The 17,824-nt window shown below is 68.2% G+C and carries 16 protein-coding genes; 9 read left to right on the forward strand and 7 right to left on the reverse strand.

The genetic code is table 11. From position 1 onward, the window contains the following. The first annotated feature begins 77 nt into the window (after nt 1-77). The 4 genes from AC1DW4_RS10220 to AC1DW4_RS10235 all read left to right on the forward strand — a co-directional run bounded on the left by AC1DW4_RS10220 (nt 78) and on the right by AC1DW4_RS10235 (nt 3,183). Nucleotides 78-377 carry a hypothetical protein gene (locus AC1DW4_RS10220; protein ID WP_477017154.1) on the forward strand — a complete coding sequence of 100 codons (300 nt, stop codon included), beginning with the start codon at nt 78-80 and terminating at the stop codon, nt 375-377. A gap of 188 nt (nt 378-565) precedes the next feature. Continuing rightward, nucleotides 566-856 (forward strand): hypothetical protein, encoded by a 291-nt coding sequence (locus AC1DW4_RS10225; RefSeq protein ID WP_477017155.1) that lies wholly within the window; start codon nt 566-568, stop codon nt 854-856. A gap of 106 nt (nt 857-962) precedes the next feature. Next, nucleotides 963-2,750: a tRNA (5-methylaminomethyl-2-thiouridine)(34)-methyltransferase MnmC2 gene (mnmC2, locus tag AC1DW4_RS10230; protein WP_477017156.1), complete on the forward strand. Its 1,788-nt coding sequence runs from the start codon at nt 963-965 to the stop codon at nt 2,748-2,750. A 22-nt stretch (nt 2,751-2,772) separates the two neighbouring features. Continuing rightward, nucleotides 2,773-3,183 carry a DUF6491 family protein gene (locus AC1DW4_RS10235; RefSeq protein ID WP_477017157.1) on the forward strand — a complete coding sequence of 137 codons (411 nt, stop codon included), beginning with the start codon at nt 2,773-2,775 and terminating at the stop codon, nt 3,181-3,183. Between the two features lie 5 nt (nt 3,184-3,188). On the opposite strand, the gene scpA is transcribed toward AC1DW4_RS10235, so the two are convergent. The 4 genes from scpA to AC1DW4_RS10255 all read right to left on the reverse strand — a co-directional run bounded on the left by scpA (nt 3,189) and on the right by AC1DW4_RS10255 (nt 8,992). Next, a complete protein-coding gene (scpA, locus tag AC1DW4_RS10240) occupies nt 3,189-5,333 on the reverse strand; it encodes a methylmalonyl-CoA mutase (RefSeq protein ID WP_477017158.1) in 2,145 nt (714 codons plus the stop codon). After that, nucleotides 5,330-6,721 carry a methylmalonyl-CoA mutase family protein gene (locus AC1DW4_RS10245; RefSeq protein ID WP_477017159.1) on the reverse strand — a complete coding sequence of 464 codons (1,392 nt, stop codon included), beginning with the start codon at nt 6,719-6,721 and terminating at the stop codon, nt 5,330-5,332. The genes scpA and AC1DW4_RS10245 overlap by 4 nt, the downstream gene beginning before the upstream one ends. Before the next feature lie 68 nt (nt 6,722-6,789). After that, nucleotides 6,790-8,100, reverse strand: a complete 1,311-nt coding sequence (locus AC1DW4_RS10250; RefSeq protein ID WP_477017160.1) for an MFS transporter — start codon at nt 8,098-8,100, stop codon at nt 6,790-6,792. Between the two features lie 79 nt (nt 8,101-8,179). Further along, on the reverse strand, nt 8,180-8,992 hold the full coding sequence (locus AC1DW4_RS10255; protein ID WP_477017161.1) for a 2-keto-4-pentenoate hydratase: 813 nt from the start codon (nt 8,990-8,992) through the stop codon (nt 8,180-8,182). 194 nt (nt 8,993-9,186) lie between these two features. Here AC1DW4_RS10255 and AC1DW4_RS10260 point away from each other — a divergent pair, with 194 nt between their 5' ends. Further along, nucleotides 9,187-10,245 (forward strand): LacI family DNA-binding transcriptional regulator, encoded by a 1,059-nt coding sequence (locus AC1DW4_RS10260; RefSeq protein WP_477017162.1) that lies wholly within the window; start codon nt 9,187-9,189, stop codon nt 10,243-10,245. A gap of 45 nt (nt 10,246-10,290) precedes the next feature. Here AC1DW4_RS10260 and AC1DW4_RS10265 read toward each other — a convergent pair whose 3' ends face one another. Then, a complete protein-coding gene (locus AC1DW4_RS10265) occupies nt 10,291-10,950 on the reverse strand; it encodes an RpiB/LacA/LacB family sugar-phosphate isomerase (RefSeq protein WP_477017163.1) in 660 nt (219 codons plus the stop codon). A gap of 164 nt (nt 10,951-11,114) precedes the next feature. On the opposite strand from AC1DW4_RS10265, the gene kduD reads away from it, so the two are divergent. The 4 genes from kduD (at nt 11,115) to AC1DW4_RS10285 (ending at nt 15,341) form a co-directional block, all read left to right on the forward strand. Next, nucleotides 11,115-11,873, forward strand: a complete 759-nt coding sequence (gene kduD / locus AC1DW4_RS10270; protein ID WP_477017164.1) for a 2-dehydro-3-deoxy-D-gluconate 5-dehydrogenase KduD — start codon at nt 11,115-11,117, stop codon at nt 11,871-11,873. Nucleotides 11,874-11,893: 20 nt separating this feature from the next. Next, nucleotides 11,894-12,904, forward strand: a complete 1,011-nt coding sequence (locus tag AC1DW4_RS10275; protein ID WP_477017165.1) for a sugar kinase — start codon at nt 11,894-11,896, stop codon at nt 12,902-12,904. Nucleotides 12,905-12,993: 89 nt separating this feature from the next. Then, nucleotides 12,994-14,631, forward strand: coding sequence for a pectate lyase (locus AC1DW4_RS10280; RefSeq protein WP_477017166.1), 1,638 nt, complete (start codon nt 12,994-12,996; stop codon nt 14,629-14,631). 77 nt (nt 14,632-14,708) lie between these two features. Further along, a complete protein-coding gene (locus AC1DW4_RS10285) occupies nt 14,709-15,341 on the forward strand; it encodes a LamG domain-containing protein (protein ID WP_477017167.1) in 633 nt (210 codons plus the stop codon). A 3-nt stretch (nt 15,342-15,344) separates the two neighbouring features. On the opposite strand, the gene AC1DW4_RS10290 is transcribed toward AC1DW4_RS10285, so the two are convergent. Both AC1DW4_RS10290 and rplS read right to left on the reverse strand, forming a co-directional pair. Then, nucleotides 15,345-17,204: a S9 family peptidase gene (locus AC1DW4_RS10290; RefSeq protein WP_477017168.1), complete on the reverse strand. Its 1,860-nt coding sequence runs from the start codon at nt 17,202-17,204 to the stop codon at nt 15,345-15,347. Between the two features lie 187 nt (nt 17,205-17,391). Continuing rightward, nucleotides 17,392-17,820 (reverse strand): 50S ribosomal protein L19, encoded by a 429-nt coding sequence (rplS, locus tag AC1DW4_RS10295; protein WP_477017169.1) that lies wholly within the window; start codon nt 17,818-17,820, stop codon nt 17,392-17,394. Between the last annotated feature and the right edge of the window lie 4 nt (nt 17,821-17,824).

Raw genomic sequence — 17,824 nt, forward strand, 5'->3', positions numbered from 1 at the left:
CCGACGTCTCGCATCCAACGTAACCTTTGACATCGCTGACGCGTCCCTGCGTCCGCGTCTCATCAGAGGGGTTTCCCATGTCCATCCGCAACCTGATCGCCGTCGCCTGCGCCGGCGCCGCCGCCCTGGCCCTGGCCGCCTGCCAGCCTGCCGCCGAAGAGAAGACCGAATCGACCGAGGGCGCGATGGCCCCCGCCGCTGACGCGATGGCTCCTGCCGCCGACGGCGCGATGGCCCCGGCCGACGGTGCCATGGCCCCGGCCGCCGACAAGATGGCTCCCGCCGATGGTGCCATGGCTCCTGCCGATGGCGCGATGGCTCCGGCCGCCGACAAGATGGCCCCGGCCGCCGACGGCGCGATGGCTCCGGCTCACTAAGTCCGACAACGGGCGGGTCCGGCCGGCTGGCCGGACCCGCCTCCGCGACGATCACTACCGCGTTCCCGCCTGGCCAAGGCGCATCACGAATCCGTGAGGTTTTCGCTTGCGAATTCGCTCACGATCCCGTTATCTCTGCGTCAGCGAGCTCCAAGAAACTCGCCTGAACCCTGGGAAGGAAACCTCCAATGCGCATCGTTGCCCTGATCGCCGCCTCGGCCGCCGCTCTGGCCCTGGCCGCCTGCCAACCCGCCGCTGAAGACAAGGCCGACGCCGCCGCCGCTGACGCGACCGCCGCTGCCGACACCGCCACGGACGCCGCCGCGACCGCCGACGCTGCCGCAACCGACGCTGCCGCTGCCGCTGGCGCCGCCACCGACGCCGCTGCCATGGCCCCCGCCGCCGATGGCGCGATGGCCCCGGCTCCGGCCGCCGCCGACGGCGCGATGGCTCCGGCTGAAAAGCCCGCCGCCCACTAAGACCTTAGGGTCTCTGAACGTTTGGACGAGGTCATCCTCGTCCTGAGAAGGGGTCGCCCACGGGCGGCCCCTTTTTCATTGCGCCTGCACCCGGTAATCCCCGCCCATGAGCGTCCCTGCCGATCGCGATCCACAGCTCGTCTGGACCGAGGCTGACGAGCCGCGCTCGGGCCGGTTCGGCGACGTCTATTTCTCGGCCGAGGATGGCCTGAGTGAGAGCCGTGCCGTCTTCGTCGACGGCTGCGGCCTGCCGGGTGCCTGGGCCGATCGGGATCATTACACGATCGCGGAACTGGGGTTCGGCACTGGTCTGAACATCGTCGCCGTGCTCGACCTCTGGCAGCGGACCCGGACCACCGGTCAGCACCTCAGCCTGTTCTCGGTCGAGGGTTTTCCCCTGGGTCGCGACGAGGCTCACCGAGCCCTGTCGCGCTGGCCCGAGATCGCATCCGCTGCCGACGCGCTTTTTTCCAGTTGGCCCCCTTCGACCCCGGGGTTTCATCGCATCGACCTGCCCGGGTTCGACGCGACGCTGGATCTCGCCGTCGGCCCGGTCGACTGGGCTCTGACACAGTGGTCCGGCATCGCCGACGCGTGGTTCCTCGACGGCTTCAGCCCCGCCAGCAATCCCGACATGTGGTCGGAAGGGGTCATGGATGCGATCACGGCTCGATCGGCGCCGGATGCCAGGATCGCGACCTTCACGGTGGCGGGGGATGTCCGACGTCGATTGTCCGAGCGCGGATTCCAGGTCGAAAAGATGCCGGGCCACGGCCGCAAGCGTCAGCGCCTCGAAGCGCGTCGCCGCGCCCAGGAGCGTCCTCGCACCCCTCAGCCGCCGCACCCGACCCGGATCGCGGTGGTCGGCGCGGGCATCGCCGGGGCCTCCGTCGCTCGGGCCCTCAAGGCCCAGGGGCTCCAGCCGATAGTGTTCGAGGCCGTCGGGCGGGGCCATGGCGGTTCTGGCTTTCCAGCGGCCCTGGTGACCGCGCGATTCGACCTCGGCGACGGCGCGATCGCCGCCCTGTTCGCCCAGGCGACAAAGCGGGCCCGAACGGCTTACAGCGCCATTCCCGACGCCGTCCTGACCCACGGTGTCGTGCAGATGCCGGCGGGCGAGCGCGACCTCTCCCGCTTCGCGCGGATCGTCGATCAGCCGATCTGGTCGGATGGCTGCATGACCCTGCGAGACGACGGTGCCCTTGTCATGCGTGACGCCTTCACCGTCGCGCCCCAAATCATTCTGGCGGCCTGGTTGCCCGAACCGTTGAAGACCGGGGCAGTGGCGACCATCACCCCCGGCACGGAGGGCTGGCGAATGCTCGATCCGGAGGGCCGAACCCTGGCCGAGGTCGATGCCGCCATCCTGTGCGCGGGCATCGGCAATGCGGGCTTGACCGGCGACGTCGCCCTCTCGCCCGTGAGGGGCCAGGCGGAATGGGTTCAGGGTCATGGCCCCGGTGCGACGGCCTGGGGCGGTTATGTCGCCCCGACCCGCGACGGTTTCCTGTTCGGAGCCACCCACGATCGGGACCAGGTCGCCACCGAGACCCGCCCGGCGGATACCGCCCGGAATCTGGCCGCTCTGGCGACCCGTTTCCCGGACCTGGTCGCCGGAATCGATCCGGCCGCCATCCGCTCTCGCGCCGCGATCCGCGCCACGACGCGCGACCGCCTGCCGCTCGCCGGCGCGGTTCCGGACAGACCAGGCTTGTTCGTTCTGGGCGGTCTCGGCTCGCGAGGTTTCTGTCTGTCACCCCTGTTGGCGGAGCATGTCGTGGCCAGGCTGCTCGGTCGCCCGTCGCCCCTGCCCTCCGACATTGCGGACCGCGTCGATCCGGCACGCGCGGCGGTGCGCGCACTTGCGGAACCCCCGGGTTCGCAGGAGGGTTGAGGTTCAACAGGGAGTAAAGCCGATGCGCCGTATCGCCGTCCTCGCCAGCCTATCCGCCCTCGCCGCCTGCGCTCCCATGGCGGGCAGCGAGACCGACCCCTCCATGACCGCCGCGTCCGGGGCTCGGCAGTGTTTCACGCCGTCCCAGGTCACCAACTTCCGTCAGGGAGGCGACGACCGCAGCATCTACCTGAAGGTTCTGAACCGCGATGTGTTCGAGTTGCGGTCCGGCGGATGCACGGACCTGAACTTCACCAACGCCATCCAGATCCGACAGGACCTGGGCGATTCCAGCAGGATCTGCGTCGGCGATACCACCCAGCTGATTTCCGGCAGCGGTTCGAGCCTGGCCAACATCCCCTGTCGCGCCCGGGTGGAACGTCGGCTGACGGAGGCCGACATCGCGGCCATCCCCCCGCGCGATCGTCCCTGATCGGCTCAGGCCTTCTGGGCGTAGCCCAGGCGCAGGTTCAGCTTCTCGATCAGGTCGATGGCCGTGTCGGCGATGACGGATCCGGGCGGATAGACAGCCGCCGCGCCCATGTCGATCAGGGTCTGGACGTCGCCGGGCGGGATCACCCCGCCGACGGTGATCATGATGTCCGGTCGCCCCAACTTCTCCAGCTCGGCCTTCAGCGCGGGAACCAGCGTCAGGTGCCCCGCCGCCAGCGACGAGGCCCCCACGACGTGGACGTTGTTGGCCACGGCGTCGCGCGCCGCCTCCGCCGGCGTCTGGAACAGCGGCCCCGCCACGGCGTCCAGCCCCAGGTCGCCATAGGCAGTGGCCACCACCTTCTGACCCCGGTCGTGGCCGTCCTGGCCCAGTTTGGCGATCAGGATACGGGGCGGCCCGCCGTCGTTCTCGACGAAGGCGGCGACCATGTCGCGCGCCCGGCTGATCTTCGGATTCGCACCGGCCTCACGGGCATAGATGCCCGAGACCGTCTTCACCGTGGCGACATGGCGGCCGAAAGCGGCCTCCAGCGCATCCGACATCTCTCCGACCGTGGCGTGGGCGCGACCCGCCCTGACGCACAGCTCCAGCAGGTTCTCCGAGCCCTTGGCCCCTTCTGTCAGGGCCGTCAGTGCGGCCTGGCATTTCGTCTCGTCGCGCTCGGCGCGCAGCCGCTTCAGCTTGTCGATCTGCGCCGACAGGACCGCTGCGTTATCGACCTTCATTACCGGGATGTCGTCGGGTGTGTCGTTCAGATAGCGGTTCACGCCAACCACCGTCTGCTGGCCCGTGTCGATCCGGGCCTGGGTCCGGGCGGCGGCTTCCTCGATGCGCAGCTTGGGCAGGCCGGCCTCGATGGCCGCAGCCATGCCACCCAGTTCGCGCACCTCGGCCATGTGCGCCCGGGCGCGCTCGGCCAGTTCGTGGGTCAGCCGCTCGACGAAGAAGCTGCCACCCCAGGGGTCGATGACCCTGGTCAGGCCGGTCTCCAGCTGCAGCAACAGCTGGGTATTGCGCGCGATCCGGGCCGAGAAATCCGTCGGCAGGGCCAGGGCCTCGTCCAGCGAGTTGGTGTGCAGCGACTGCGTCTGCCCCCCCGCCGCCGCCATGGCCTCGATCATCGTTCGGGGCACGTTGTTGAACACGTCCTGCGCCGCCAGCGACCAGCCGGAGGTCTGACAATGCGCCCGAAGGCTCAGGCTACGGGCATCCTTCGGCGAGAACTCGTCCCGCACGGCTTCGGCCCACAGCAGGCGACCGGCGCGGAGCTTCGCCACCTCCATGAAATAGTCCATGCCGATGGCCCAGAAGAAGCTGAGGCGGGGTGCGAACCGATCGACGTCCATGCCCGCCGCGACGCCGGCGCGGATGTACTCCAGCCCGTCGGACAGGGTGTATGCCAGCTCCAGATCGGCCGAGGCCCCGGCCTCCTGCATGTGATAGCCGCTTATGGAGATCGAGTTGAACTTCGGCGTCTCCTGCGCCGTCCAGGCGAAGATGTCGGCGATGATCCGCATCGAGGGTCCGGGCGGATAGATGTAGGTATTCCGGACCATGAACTCCTTCAGGATGTCGTTCTGGATGGTGCCGGTCAGGGCCGCGTGCGGGACCCCCTGTTCCTCGGCCGCCACGACATACAGCGCCAGGATCGGCAGCACCGCGCCGTTCATGGTCATCGACACCGACATCTGATCCAGCGGGATGCCGTCGAACAGGGTCCGCATGTCCAGGATGGAATCGATGGCCACCCCCGCCATGCCGACGTCGCCCGCCACGCGCGGATGGTCCGAGTCGTAGCCCCGGTGTGTGGCCAGGTCGAAGGCGATCGACAGCCCCTTCTGCCCGGCGGCGAGGTTGCGGCGATAGAAGGCGTTCGACGCCTCGGCGGTCGAGAAGCCGGCGTACTGGCGGATGGTCCAGGGGTTGGACGCATACATGGTCGGATAGGGTCCGCGCACGAACGGCGCGAAGCCGGGCAGGCCGTCGGTGAAACTCAGGTCGGCGATAGCCGATGCATCATAGGCACCGGCGATGTCGATGCCCTCGGGCGTACGGATGGGCGCACGATCCACTGCGCCGTCCAGCGGCGACAGGTCCAGCGTCGTCCTGGTGAAATCGGGACCGCTCATGCCACCACTTCCCCTTCGAACGCCTCGGCCCAGCGCAGCGGAGTCAGCGGCTGGCATCGGTGCCCGTCGTGATCCACCGACGGAACCGCCGCGTTCTCGACCGCCACAGGCCGCACATCCGCATCGACAAACTTGGTCACCCCGACCATCTGGCCACCGCCGTCGGCCAGACGCGCCTTGCCCGCCGCCCGCGAGGCCGCGATCCGCTGCTGCAAGGCCCCGCCGCGCAGGGAGGCGACGATGCCGCCCTCGCGCTCGATCCGCTGGAACTCGACCCAACCCGCCTCGGCCAGGTCGCGCGTGCGATGATCCAGATACCAGGAGCCGGCCGCCGGATCGGCGACCCGTCCGATGTGTGCCTCTTCCATCAGGATCAGCTGGGTGTTGCGCGCCGTGCGTCTGGCGAAGGCATCCGGCCGCCCGACCGCCCGGCTGAACCCGTCCAGCACCACCGCGTCCGCGCCACCCACCGCGCCCGCGAACCCGGCCGCCGTCAGCCGCAGCAGGTTGGGCCAGGGGTCCGTGGCCGCCAGCATCCGCCGCGACGACCGAGCCTCGATCCGCGCCGGTGCCTCGTGGCCGAAGGCCCGGCTGATCGATCGCCAGATCAGCCGCAGCGCCCGCACCTTGGCCAGCCCATCGAAATATTCCGCATCGACGCTGACCCCCAGCACCGTCCCCGCCACCGCCCGCTCGATCGGCAGACCCGCCTCGACCGCCGCCTTCAGATAGACCGCGGCGGCGGCGGCGGCGAAGCCCAGCTCCTGCCCTGCCGATCCGCCGGCTTCGTGCGTCGCCCGGCCCGTGGCCAGAAAGAAGGTCGCCTCCGGATAGGCGCCGGCATGGCGCGCCGCCGTGTTGGCCGCCAACCCGATGTGGCCTTCGATCGATCGGGGCGACCCGCCCGTCGCCGCGAAGGCGGTCAGCGGATCCATGTGGAACATCAGCCTGGCGCGCGGTGCCCCCTTGGCCACGACCGCCAGCGCGTTGGCGGCGTCCGGCCCGTCGATCCCGGCGTACAGCGCGACGGGGGCCAGCTCCATTGCCACGCCCGCCAGCGCCCGCCCAAGGGGCTCGGAATCAGCCAGCACCGCCCCGGACAGGATCACCGACGCCGCCCCGGCCTCCAGATCGGCCAGCACGGCCGCATTGACCAAGTCCGGATCGTCGCCTTCGACAAGCGTTCGCAGATCCCAGGCCCGACCATCGGCGTCCGACCCGCGTGGCGCGAACACGGCCTCGGTCGCATTGGCCCGGCCATAGAGCGGCCGCGTGGTCAGGTGGTCGGCATCCAGATGGACCAGCCCCTCGAGCGGTCTGCCTTTCAGCGCCTTCTCGGCCTCGACGCGCCATTCAGCGGGCGACGGGATCGGGAACGCGTGGGACAAGGCGGGCCTCCGGGCTGGGAAGCGGCTGTATTGCTACCCCCGCCCGCGCCCGTCCAGCCCGAAGGGTGTCAGACCTTGGCGGGCGCGTATCGCGGCGACAGGATGTGGATGACCAGCAAGGCCACCAGATAGGCCGACGCCGCCACGATGAAGATGGGCGTATAGCTGCCGATCTTGTCCAGCACATAGCCGGCGTATTTGGCCATCGCCATGCCGCCGAAGCCGCCGATCATGCCGCCGATGCCCACGACCGACCCGACCGCCGAGCGCGGAAAGACGTCGCCCGGCATGGCGTAGAGGTTTGCCGAAAAACCCTGGTGCGCGGCCGTCGCGACCCCGATGACCAGCACCGCCAGCCACATGTTGTCGATATTGCCCGCGAAGGCGACGGGGGTGACAGCCAGGGCGCAGATCAGCATCGTGATCTTGCGCGCCGCGTTCAGGCTCATGCCGCGCTTCAGGAACTGGCTGGACAGCCAGCCGCCGCCCACTGACCCGACGTCGCTCAGCAGATAGATGGCGATCAACGGCGGGCCGAAGGTCAGGATGTTCAGGTCGTACTGCTTCTGCAGGAAGCCTGGCAGCCAGAACAGGAAGAACCACCAGATCGGATCGATCAGGAATTTGCCCAGCGCATAGGCCCAGGTTTCCTTGACGGTCAGCAGCTTGAACCAGCCGATTTTATGAACCGGATCGGGCGCGTCCTGCGCGATCCAGGCCAGCTCGGCGGGCGTGACCTTCTTGTGCTCGCGGGGGCGCTTGTAGACGGCGAACCAGATCGGCACCCAGATCAGGCCCGCGATGCCGACGATGATCAGGGCCATGCGCCAGTTCGGCTCGGCCACCGTGCCCAGCCAGATCGAGGCGATGAAGGGGATGATCAGCGGGGTGACGATCGCGCCGATATTGGTGCCCGCGTTGAACAGGCCGACAGCGAAGGCGCGCTCCTTCTTGGGGAACCATTCGGTCACCGCCTTGATGCCCGCCGGGAAGCCCCCGCCCTCGCCGACGCCCAGAGCCAGACGCGCGAAGATGGCGGTGTTCAGGCTGCGAATGCCGGCGTGGGCAATGAAAGCGACCTGCCAGATGATGAAGGCCAGGCCGAACCCCCACCGGGCCCCGATCCTGTCGACCAGCCGACCCCAGATCAGATAGGACACCGCATAGGAGGCCTGGAACCAGAAGACGATGTCCGCATAGTTGCTCTCGGTCCAGCCGAACTCGTCCATCAGCGTCGGCTTCAGCACGCCCAGCGCCTGACGATCGACGTAGTTGATGACCATGGCCGCGAACAACAGCCACACCACCACCCAGCGATACTTGCCTGCGGGCGGCTGGATCTGGATCGGTTCGACGGGTTTCGCCGTGGCGTCGGTCATTGAGGCCGTCCTTACTGTTTCCGCGTCCTGACCCGCCTTGTCACCGCGGACGCGGCGCGACGGATTCCGGAGGAATTGATCAAGCGCCGGCCGTGACGACCGCGCAATGGATTTCGCCCACGCCCGAGAAGGCGCAGATGGAGCGGGCACCAATCCGGACCTGATGCACGCCGGTGACGGCACCGGTGGAGATCAGCGTCCCCTCCGACACCGGACGCCCGCGACGCGCCAGATGCTCGATTAGAAAGCGCACCGATTCCAGAATGCCCAGAGGAATGGAGTTGGCCGTGCCGGTCCCGATCACGGCACCGTCCACGGTCGTCTCGACCTCGATTCCGTCCAGACGTGCGGCCCAGTCCTCGATCTCGGGGCCCAAAACCAGACCGCCGTTGTTGCCGAAGTCGGAGGCCACCACGGCCGAGCCGAGGTCGTTGATGGTCGACAGCGGGCTGCCGGCCAGTTCTACCCCGATGTGCAGGGAGGCGATGCAGGCGGTCGCCTCATCCAGGGTCCAGTCGGTCTTGGCCGGATCGATCACACCGATGCGCGCCACGAACTCGGCCTCAACCGCCGCGAAACCACCGGGGATGGCCGGCAGCGGCGTGGGCTCGTCGCCCGCCAGCCACAGGTTGCGGGAGAAGATCGGTCCAGCCAGGCGCCGGGCGTTCAGGCTCGGTTGCTGGGCGGGCGGCACCATGCCGACCTTCCAGCCGATGATCCGATCGGGAAACAGCTCGATGGCCGCCTCCTGCGTCGCGTAGGCCTCTTCCATGCTCGTGGGAATGCGGCCCGGATAGTCCGGAAAGCCCCGCAGGGCCAGGCGCGCGTCGACGAACCGGCCCGCGATGTCCGACGCCGTGTCGCTGAGGGAGGTCACGTCCGTGGCGCTCATGCCCCTGCCCAATCTTGCCAGATACCCGTCACGCGCCGTCCCTACATATGTGCCTGTGCCGGTCTTGCCGCCGGATCGGCGAATAACTGACGGGGATGGTAACCGGTGTCAACGGTCTCGGGCTTCGCAATCCCACCATGGCATCCCGCGCCGCGCGCCTGTAAGGCTTTTGGTTGCACTGAATGAGGTCGAGCTTGGCCGACGACGATATCGCTCCGGCGCCCGCCGGTCTGAAACCGGGCAAGCGGCCCACGATCAACGACGTGGCGCGTATCGCCGGGGTGTCCAAGAAGACCGTATCGCGGGTCATCAACCAATCGCCCTTCGTGCGCGAGGAAACCCGCGTGAAGGTCACCGCCGTCATCGACGACCTGGGGTTCGTGCCGGATCTGCAGGCGCGGGGCCTGGCCTTCCGTCGCTCGTTCCTGGTCGGCCTGATCTACGACAACCCCAGTCCCAACTATGTCGTCAACATGCAGCAGGGCGTTCTGGATGCTCTGAAGGGGTCCGGCCTCGAACTGGTCGTCCACCCCTGCTCGCGCCAGTCCGACACCGTCGTCTCCGACGTCCGCGCCTTCGTGGAGCGTCAGAAGCTGTTCGGCGTGATCCTGCCGCCGTCCGTGTCGGAAGATGAGCGCGTAATCCAGACCCTGCGCGATCTCGACTGCCCCTACGTCCGCATCGCCTCTATCGCGCTGGATACCGCCGGGTCGATGCTGGTCACCAACGACCACCTGGGCGCGGCGGAGGCGGGGCGTCATCTCGCGGATCTTGGCCACAGCCGGATCGGCTTCATCTCCGGTCCCGAGCTGTTCCGCTCCAGCGCGGTGCGGGGCGGAGGTTTCCGCGAAGGTCTGGCGGAAAAGGGGCTGGCCCTCGACGATCGCTATGTGGCGGTGGGGGCCTATACGTTCGAATCGGGGGTCGAGGCGGCCCGGACGCTTCTGACGCTCGATCCACCGCCGACCGCCATCTTCACCGGCAACGACGAAATGGCCCTGGGGGTATTCAAGGTCGCGCGCGACATGGGTCTGGAGATTCCCCGGGATCTGTCGGTGGTGGGCTACGACGATCTGCCGATGGCCTCGCGGGTCTGGCCGAACCTGACCTCGGTCCGGCTGCCGATCCGCGACATGGGACGGATGGCGGCGGAGAAGCTGCTGGCGCCGATGCGCGGGCTGGATCCGGCCAGGCTGAACCAGCCCGAGGTAAGGCCGTCGCTGGTGGTCAGGGATTCGGCGCGGGCGCTCTGAGACCGACCTTCTCCCTCCCCCCGCGGGGGAGGGAGAGCCGTCGCCTCAAGCCGTTTCGAGCACCTTTGCCCCGACCAGGCCCTTGATGTAGTCGCGGATGCCTTCGTCGGTGGCGTTGGCGAAGAAGTATTCCTGGAACTTCTCGCCGGCGACGGTCGCCTTCAGCAGGTCCTGGTCGACGTTTTTCAGGACCGTCAGCATGTCGTGGCAGGTGACGGCCTTCAGGTCCTTCAGGATGCCGCGATTCTTGCGCATGATCTCGGCGCGCTCCTTGGGATAGCCCAGGCCGCGCTCGCCCTCGAACAGCTTGCGATAGACGTCCTGCAGGTTCAGCTCCGCAGCCCAGCCAAACCCCTTGGCATAGGGCATGGCGATGGCGTTGCCGTCGTTGATCTGGCCGAACAGGAAGGCGTCGGTCGGGTCGATGATCAGGCCGCAGAACACGCCCGGCATGGCGTTGGCCGCCAGCATCGATCCCGTCCCCGTCCCGCAGCCGGTGACGACGAAGTCGGCGGCCCCCGAGTTGAGCAGGATACCCGTCAGAAGGCCGTTCATGATGTAGGTCAACGAGGCCTTATCCTCGGGCGTGTACATGCCGTAGTGGAACACCTCGTGGCCCAGCGGCACGGCGACGGCGTTCAGGGCGTCGTGAACGATGGCGCTCTTGGCGGCCTGGCTGTTCTCGATGATCAGGGCGATTTTCATGGGTTGTCCTCTCGTCGGGTTTTTGGGGTTGGCGACGGCTTTACCCCTTCGCGCGACCATTTGCATCTGGTTTTGACACCGGTTACCAAGCGCGACGGGTCCGGGGTGTCGACCGGCATTTTCTGGACGGGTAACCTTCCCGTCGCGCATTCGAAGTGGTGAGCATGGCCAATCCTTTCAACCTGACCGGCAAGGTCGCCGTCGTCACCGGCGGCAACACCGGGATCGGTCAGGGCATCGCCCTGGCGCTTGCCGATGCCGGGGCCTCCATCGCCTCGGTCGCCCGTCGCGCCTCGGACGAGACCGTCGGCCAGTGCCTGGCCAAGGGGGTCAAGGCGATCTCGATCCAGGCCGACCTGGGCTCAATGGAGCCGATCGACCGCATCGTTCGGGAAGCGACCGAGGGGCTCGGGCCCATCGACATTCTGGTCAACAACGCCGGCATCATCCGTCGCGCCGATGCCGTGGACTTCACCGAGGAGGACTGGGACGCGGTCCTGAACGTCAATCTGAAGTCGGTCTTCTTCCTGTCCCAGGCGGTCGTTCGCGACATGATCGCCGGCAGCCGCGGCGGCAAGATCATCAACACCGCCTCCATGCTGTCCTACCAGGGCGGGATCCGCGTGCCGTCCTATACGGCGTCGAAGTCGGGGGTCGCGGGCCTGACCAAGCTGATGGCCAACGAGTGGGCCAAGCATGGCGTCAACGCCAACGCCATCGCCCCCGGCTATTTCGCCACCGACAACACCCAGGCGCTTCAGGACGACCCGGTCCGTTCCAAGGAAATCCTCGGTCGCATCCCCGCCGGGCGCTGGGGACAGCCGTCCGACATCGGCGGGGCGGCGGTCTTCCTGGCGTCGGCGGCCTCCGACTATGTGCAGGGCATCACGCTTCCGGTCGATGGCGGCTGGCTCGCTCGCTAAAGCCCGGTTAGCTTAGCGGCATGTCTATTCTTTGCTTCGGCGAGATGCTGCTGCGTCTCACGCCCAACGACGGTGAACTGTTGATGCAGTCGCCCGGCCTGACCGCACGTCCGGGCGGAGCCGAGGCCAATGTCGCCGTATCCCTGGCCCGCTTCGGCGCACCGGCCGCGCTCGCGACCGTTCTGCCGGACAATGCACTGGGCCATGCCGCCCGTGACGAGGTCCGAAAACATGGTGTCGAGACATCACGCGTCCAGTTTCGACCGGGTCGGATGGGTCTGTATTTCCTGACACCGGGTGCCGTGCGCCGCCCGTCCGAGGTCCTCTACGACCGCGCCGGATCGGCCTTCGTCCAGCACATCGACGGCGCGCTCGACTGGCCCGCCCTGCTGGAGGGGGTCGAATGGCTGCACCTGTCCGGCGTCACGCCCGCGACCGGGCCCAGCGGCTCGGCCGCCGCCCTCGCGGCGATCGACGCCGCCACCGCCGCAGGGGTCAAGGTCAGCTTCGACGGAAACTTCCGGGGCAAGCTGTGGGCCGAATGGGCGGGCGATCCGCCGCGCGTCCTGGGCCGGATGCTGGCCGCATCCAGCCTGGCCTTCGCCGACGACCGCGACTTCGCTCTGGTGCTAGGCCGTGCCTTCGACGACCCCGATCCCGCCGAGCGCCGCCGCGCCGCCGCGAAGGCCGCGTTCCAGACCTGGCCGTCGCTGGAGCGCATCTGCTGCACCCTGCGCGTCAATGACAGCGTCGCCGACCAGACCCTGTCGGCCGTCCTGATCACCCGTGAAGGCGAACACCACGCCGCCCCCATCGCCCTGACCGGTGTCGTCGATCGGGTCGGCGGCGGCGACGCCTTCGCATCCGGCGTCCTGTTCGGGATCTACAGCGGCTGGTCCAACGACGAGGCGCTGGCCTTCGGTCTCGCCGCCGCAGGCCTAAAACATTCGGTCCCCGGCGATTTCAACCTGTTCGATCAGGCCCAGGTCCGGGCTGCCATGACCGCCGAAGGCTTCGACATCCGGCGCTGAATCGGGACTAGGAAACCGGTGTCATCGGTGTATCTTGCGGCCCAGCGGTCGTGAGAACCGCCTCGTTGGAAACGACCGGAGCTCTATCCATGTCTGCGTCCCTGTCGCGCCGCGCCGTCCTGGCGTCCGGTGCCGCCCTCGCCACCTTCGCGGCGGCCGGCCCCGTCCTGGCGCAGGCCACGCCGGACCGGGCCACCATCCTGAACACCATGAAGCGCGCCACCGCCTTCATGACCGACGAGGTCGCGGTCGGCGGCGGCTATGTCTGGCAGGTCCTGCCCGACTTCTCGCGCCGCTGGGGCGAGCTGGAGGCCAAGCCGACGATGATCTGGGTCCAGCCGCCGGGCACGGCGACCGTCGGGCACGTCTATCTGGACGCCTATCACGCCACCGGCGACGCGCAGTTCTATGACGCGGCCAAGGCCTGCGCCGATGCCCTGATCGCGGGCCAGCACCCGCGCGGCGGCTGGAACTATGTCATCGACACGGCGGGCGAGGAGAGCCTGAAGGACTGGTACGAAAAGATCGGCGGCAACGCCTGGCGGCTGGAAGAATTCCAGCGCTACTACGGCAACGCCACCTTCGACGACGCCGGCACGGCCGAGGCGTCTCAGCTGCTGCTGCGCGTCTATCTTGAGAAGCGCGAGCGCAAATATCGCGCCCCGTTAGACAAGGCGATCCAGTTCGTCCTGGACGCCCAGTATCCGAACGGCGGCTGGCCCCAGCGCTTTCCGTTCGTCGAGAACGGCGGCCTGCACGGCCACGCCGACTACACCCCCTACATCACCTTCAACGATGACGTGGCCGGCGAGAACATCGAGTTCCTGCTCTATGCCCACCAGGCTCTGGGCTCGAACGACCGGCGCCTAGTCGACGCCATCCAGCGCGGCATGGACATCTTCGTCGCCACCCAGCAGCCCCAGCCCCAGCCGGCCTGGGGCCTGCAGCATTTCCCCGACACCCTGAAACCGGCCCCTGCCCGCACGATCGAGCCCCAGGCCTTCGCCACCCACACGACGGCGACCAACATCCGGTCCATGATCGGCTTCTACAAGCTGACCGGCGACCGCAAATTCCTGGCCCGCCTGCCCGAGGCCCTGGACTGGCTGGATCAGGTCAGGACGCCCCAGAACCTGATCGCGCCGGGCCGCACCCACCCGACCTTCATCCTCGAAGGCTCCAACACCCCGGTCTACATCCACCGTCGGGGATCCAATATCCGCAACGGCCACTATTACGCCGACGACAATCCCACCAACCTGATCATCCACTACGGCTCGTTCCGAAACCTGGACACGGCCGCGATCCGGGCCGAACTGGCCGCCGCCTCGGCCATGACACCGGAGGAGGTGATCGCGACATCGCCTCTGAAGGCGCGCCCTGGCACCCGCGCCCTGCCGAAATACTTCACGCTCAAGGACGTCAGCGTCTGGGACATGGGGACCGAGGGTCGCCGCCCCCGCCCCGTCGCCCCGACCCGCGCTGGCGAACTGGCCGGTGCCCTGAACGCCCGCGGTTACTGGCCCAGCCTGCTGACCAACACCTCCAACCCCTACAACGGCCCCTCGCCCGAGGCGGTCACGGGCGGCGAGTATCAGACGACCCGCGTCGGCGATCTGTGGGACACCTCGCCCTACATCACCGACTTCCCGGTGGAGGGCATCTCGACCCAGACCTTCATCAACAACATGGGCGACCTGATCGAGGCGCTGCAGGCGGCGGCGTGAGCTCCCCGGACCGGCGCGCCGTCCTGGCCGGTTTGGCCGCGACGCCTCTGGCAAGCTGCGCGTCATGGCCGGGCTCGATGTCGGCAGCGCCCATCGTCTGGCGTTTCGGCGACCTCGACAGCATCGACGCCCCCCTGACGATCGAGGGCGCGCCCCGGGCTGTGGCGGGTCCGGCGTCGATGCCCGGCGGGGCGCTGCAGTTCGATGGCATCGATGACGCCCTGGTCATCGGTCGGCACCCGCTGGCCGGGGCCTCCACCTTCGCCTTCGAGGCCGTCTTCCGGCCCGACGGCGGCGCGATGGAGCAGCGCTGGCTGCACCTCCAGGCCGACGAGGACGTCGCCCCCGGCCAGACCCCGGTCGGCACCCGCTTCCTGTTCGAGATCCGCGTCTATGGCGACGAATGGGCGCTCGACGCCTTCATCAAGGGGCCGACCTACAACCAGACCCTGCTGTTCCCGGACAGGCGTCACCCGGTCGGTCGCTGGCATCACGTCGCCCAGACCTATGACGGCACGACCTACCGGTCCTTCGTCAACGGTGAGCTTCAGGGCGAGGCCGTCGTCACCTTCACGCCCCAGGGACCCGGCCGTGCGTCGGTCGGCACCCGCATCAACCGCGTCAACTACTTCAACGGCGCGATCGCGGAGGCCCGGTTTACCCGCCGATTCCTGACGCCCGACCGGTTCACAGGCGTGAACCCGGCCTGATCCCTATTTCAGATAACGGTCGAACCAGCCGACGATGCGGCTGGTCAGGTCCGCCGTATGCTCGGGCTGGCGAATGCCGTGGCCCTCGTCCTGATAGATGACCAGCGACGTCGGCACATGGTTGGCCACCAGCCCGTGCCAGAACTCCATCGACTGCGGCGCGGGCGTCTCCAGATCGCGCTCCCCGACATAGATGAAGGTCGGCGTCTTGGCGTCGTTGATGGTGCGGATGGGGCTCAGCCGGTCATAGACCGACGGGTCGTCATAGAAGGGCGCGCCGAAGAAGGGCGTCATCCATTTGTCGATGCCGTTCTGGCCGTAATAGCTGCCCCAGTTGGCGATCCCGGCCCCGGCGACGGCGGCGTGGAACCGCTGCGAATGCGTCACCGTCCACATCGTCATGAACCCGCCGTAGGAGTGGCCATAGATGCCCAGGCGCGCTTCATCGACGGGAGCCACCGCCTCCACCGCGTCGATCCCGGCCAGGATGTCCTTCAGGTCGCCGCCGCCGAAGTCCTGATAGTTGGCCTTTTCGAACGCCGCGCCCTGGCCATAGCTGCCGCGCGGATTGGGCTGGAACACGAAATATCCCGCGTCGATCAGATCGCGCGTCGTCCCGCCGGAGACATAGCGCGGCGTCGTCGCCGCCGACGGTCCGCCATGGACGTTGGTGACCATCGGATATTTGGCCCCCTCGGTCAGGTCCAGCGGGGCCAGCAGCCAGCCCTGGACCGTGAAGCCCTCGCTCTGCCAGGTCACGCTGCGCGCCTTCACATGCGGCTGCAGGCCGTCGTTGTCGTGGGTGATCGCATGGGTGTCGCCGATGGAGCCGAACTCGATGCGCGGCGCCCGCTCGAAGGTCTCCGAAACATAGGCGACATGGCGGCCCGTGCGATCGAAGGTCGCCCGCCCGTCGCCCGACGACAGGGTCGCGCCCGCCGCCACGCTGGTGCGCTCGATCGTCTTGTCGTCGGGGTCCAGCACCGCCAGTCCCGTGTCCCCGCCCGATATGACCCCCGCCATCAGCTTGTCGCCGCGCCAGGCGATGGAGGTGAAGGTCACGGTCGCGCCGGGCGTGACGTCGGTCTCCGCCCCGCCGGTGATCGGCACGGTATAGACGTCGCCGCCGATGGAACCGAAATCGCTCATCACGCCGCCGATGAAGGCCACGGTGCGGCCGTCCGGCGACACGCGCGGCATGTTCATCTGATAAGCGGGCTTCAGGATTTCCGTGGTCGAACCGTCCCGGCCGAAGCGGCGCAGGCTCGCCACCCACCAGTTGTTGTCGCCGTTGCCCTCCGCCGCCGTGGCGACAAAGCCTGTTCCATCCGGCGTCCAGTCGTATTCGTAGACGAACGTCCCATCCGGCGACGCGAACGACAGATCGCCCCCGGCGACCGGGACGGTGGCGATCCGCTGGCTGTCCAGCGACAGCTCGGCCATCTCGCCCACCTGCCGCGCGCCGGCCGAGGTCGCGCCGATTTCCTTGGTTGGATTCTGGACGACCAGCATGGCCAGGGTCGATCCATCCGCCGACCATTTGGGCGTGGAGGCCAGACCGTGGACCCGGGCGATCGCCGTCGCTTCGCCGCCGCGCGCGACATACAGGGTCGCGTCGTCTCCCTCGTCCGCGATGAAGGCCAGAGCCGATCCGTCCGGCGACCAGGCCGGCGCGCCATAGGCGCAGGCGTCGCAGGGATCGACCGTGCGCTGAACCTCACCGTCCACGCCCCGCACCACCACGGCCGATCCCTCGACCGTCGCCAGGGCGCGCCCGGCCGGATCGATCGTCAATCCGCTGTAGGAATGCAGCGTGGGCGCGGATTGCAGGGCGGTGGCGGCAAGCAGGGCGGCGACGAACATGGCAGGGCTCCGGATACGAGGAGGCGCACGTTACGCCGTAACGTCGCCGTGTCGAGCGTCGCCACGAACGAAAAAAGCCCCGGCGTTTCCGCCGAGGCCTTTTCAGATACGGGGCTCAAGTAGCCCTAAGGGCGGTAGCCCAAGCATCATGGGGCTCAAGTAGCCCGAAGAGCGGTAGCCCCAAATATCATGCCTCGTCGGCGGGCTTCTCGGCCGAACCGGTGACGGGCACCACGGCACCCTTGGCGGGACGGACGGTCTGGCGTTCGGCGATACGGGCCGACTTGCCGCGACGGTCGCGCAGGTAATACAGCTTGGCGCGCCGGACGACGCCGCGACGCTTGACCTCGATCGACTCGATGTTCGGCGACAGGATCGGGAAGACGCGCTCGACGCCCTCGCCGAACGAGATTTTCCGCACGGTGAAGTTCTCGTTCACGCCGCCGCCGGCGCGGGCGATGCAGACGCCCTCGAAGGCCTGAACGCGCTCGCGCTCGCCTTCCTTGATCTTGACGTTGACGCGCAGGGTGTCGCCGGGCTGGAACACCGGGATCGCGCGCTTCTCGACCAAGCGGGCTTTTTCTTCGGCTTCCAGCGTCTGCAGGATGTTGGCCATGTCT

Source organism: Brevundimonas sp. P2_A6, assembly GCF_056404975.1.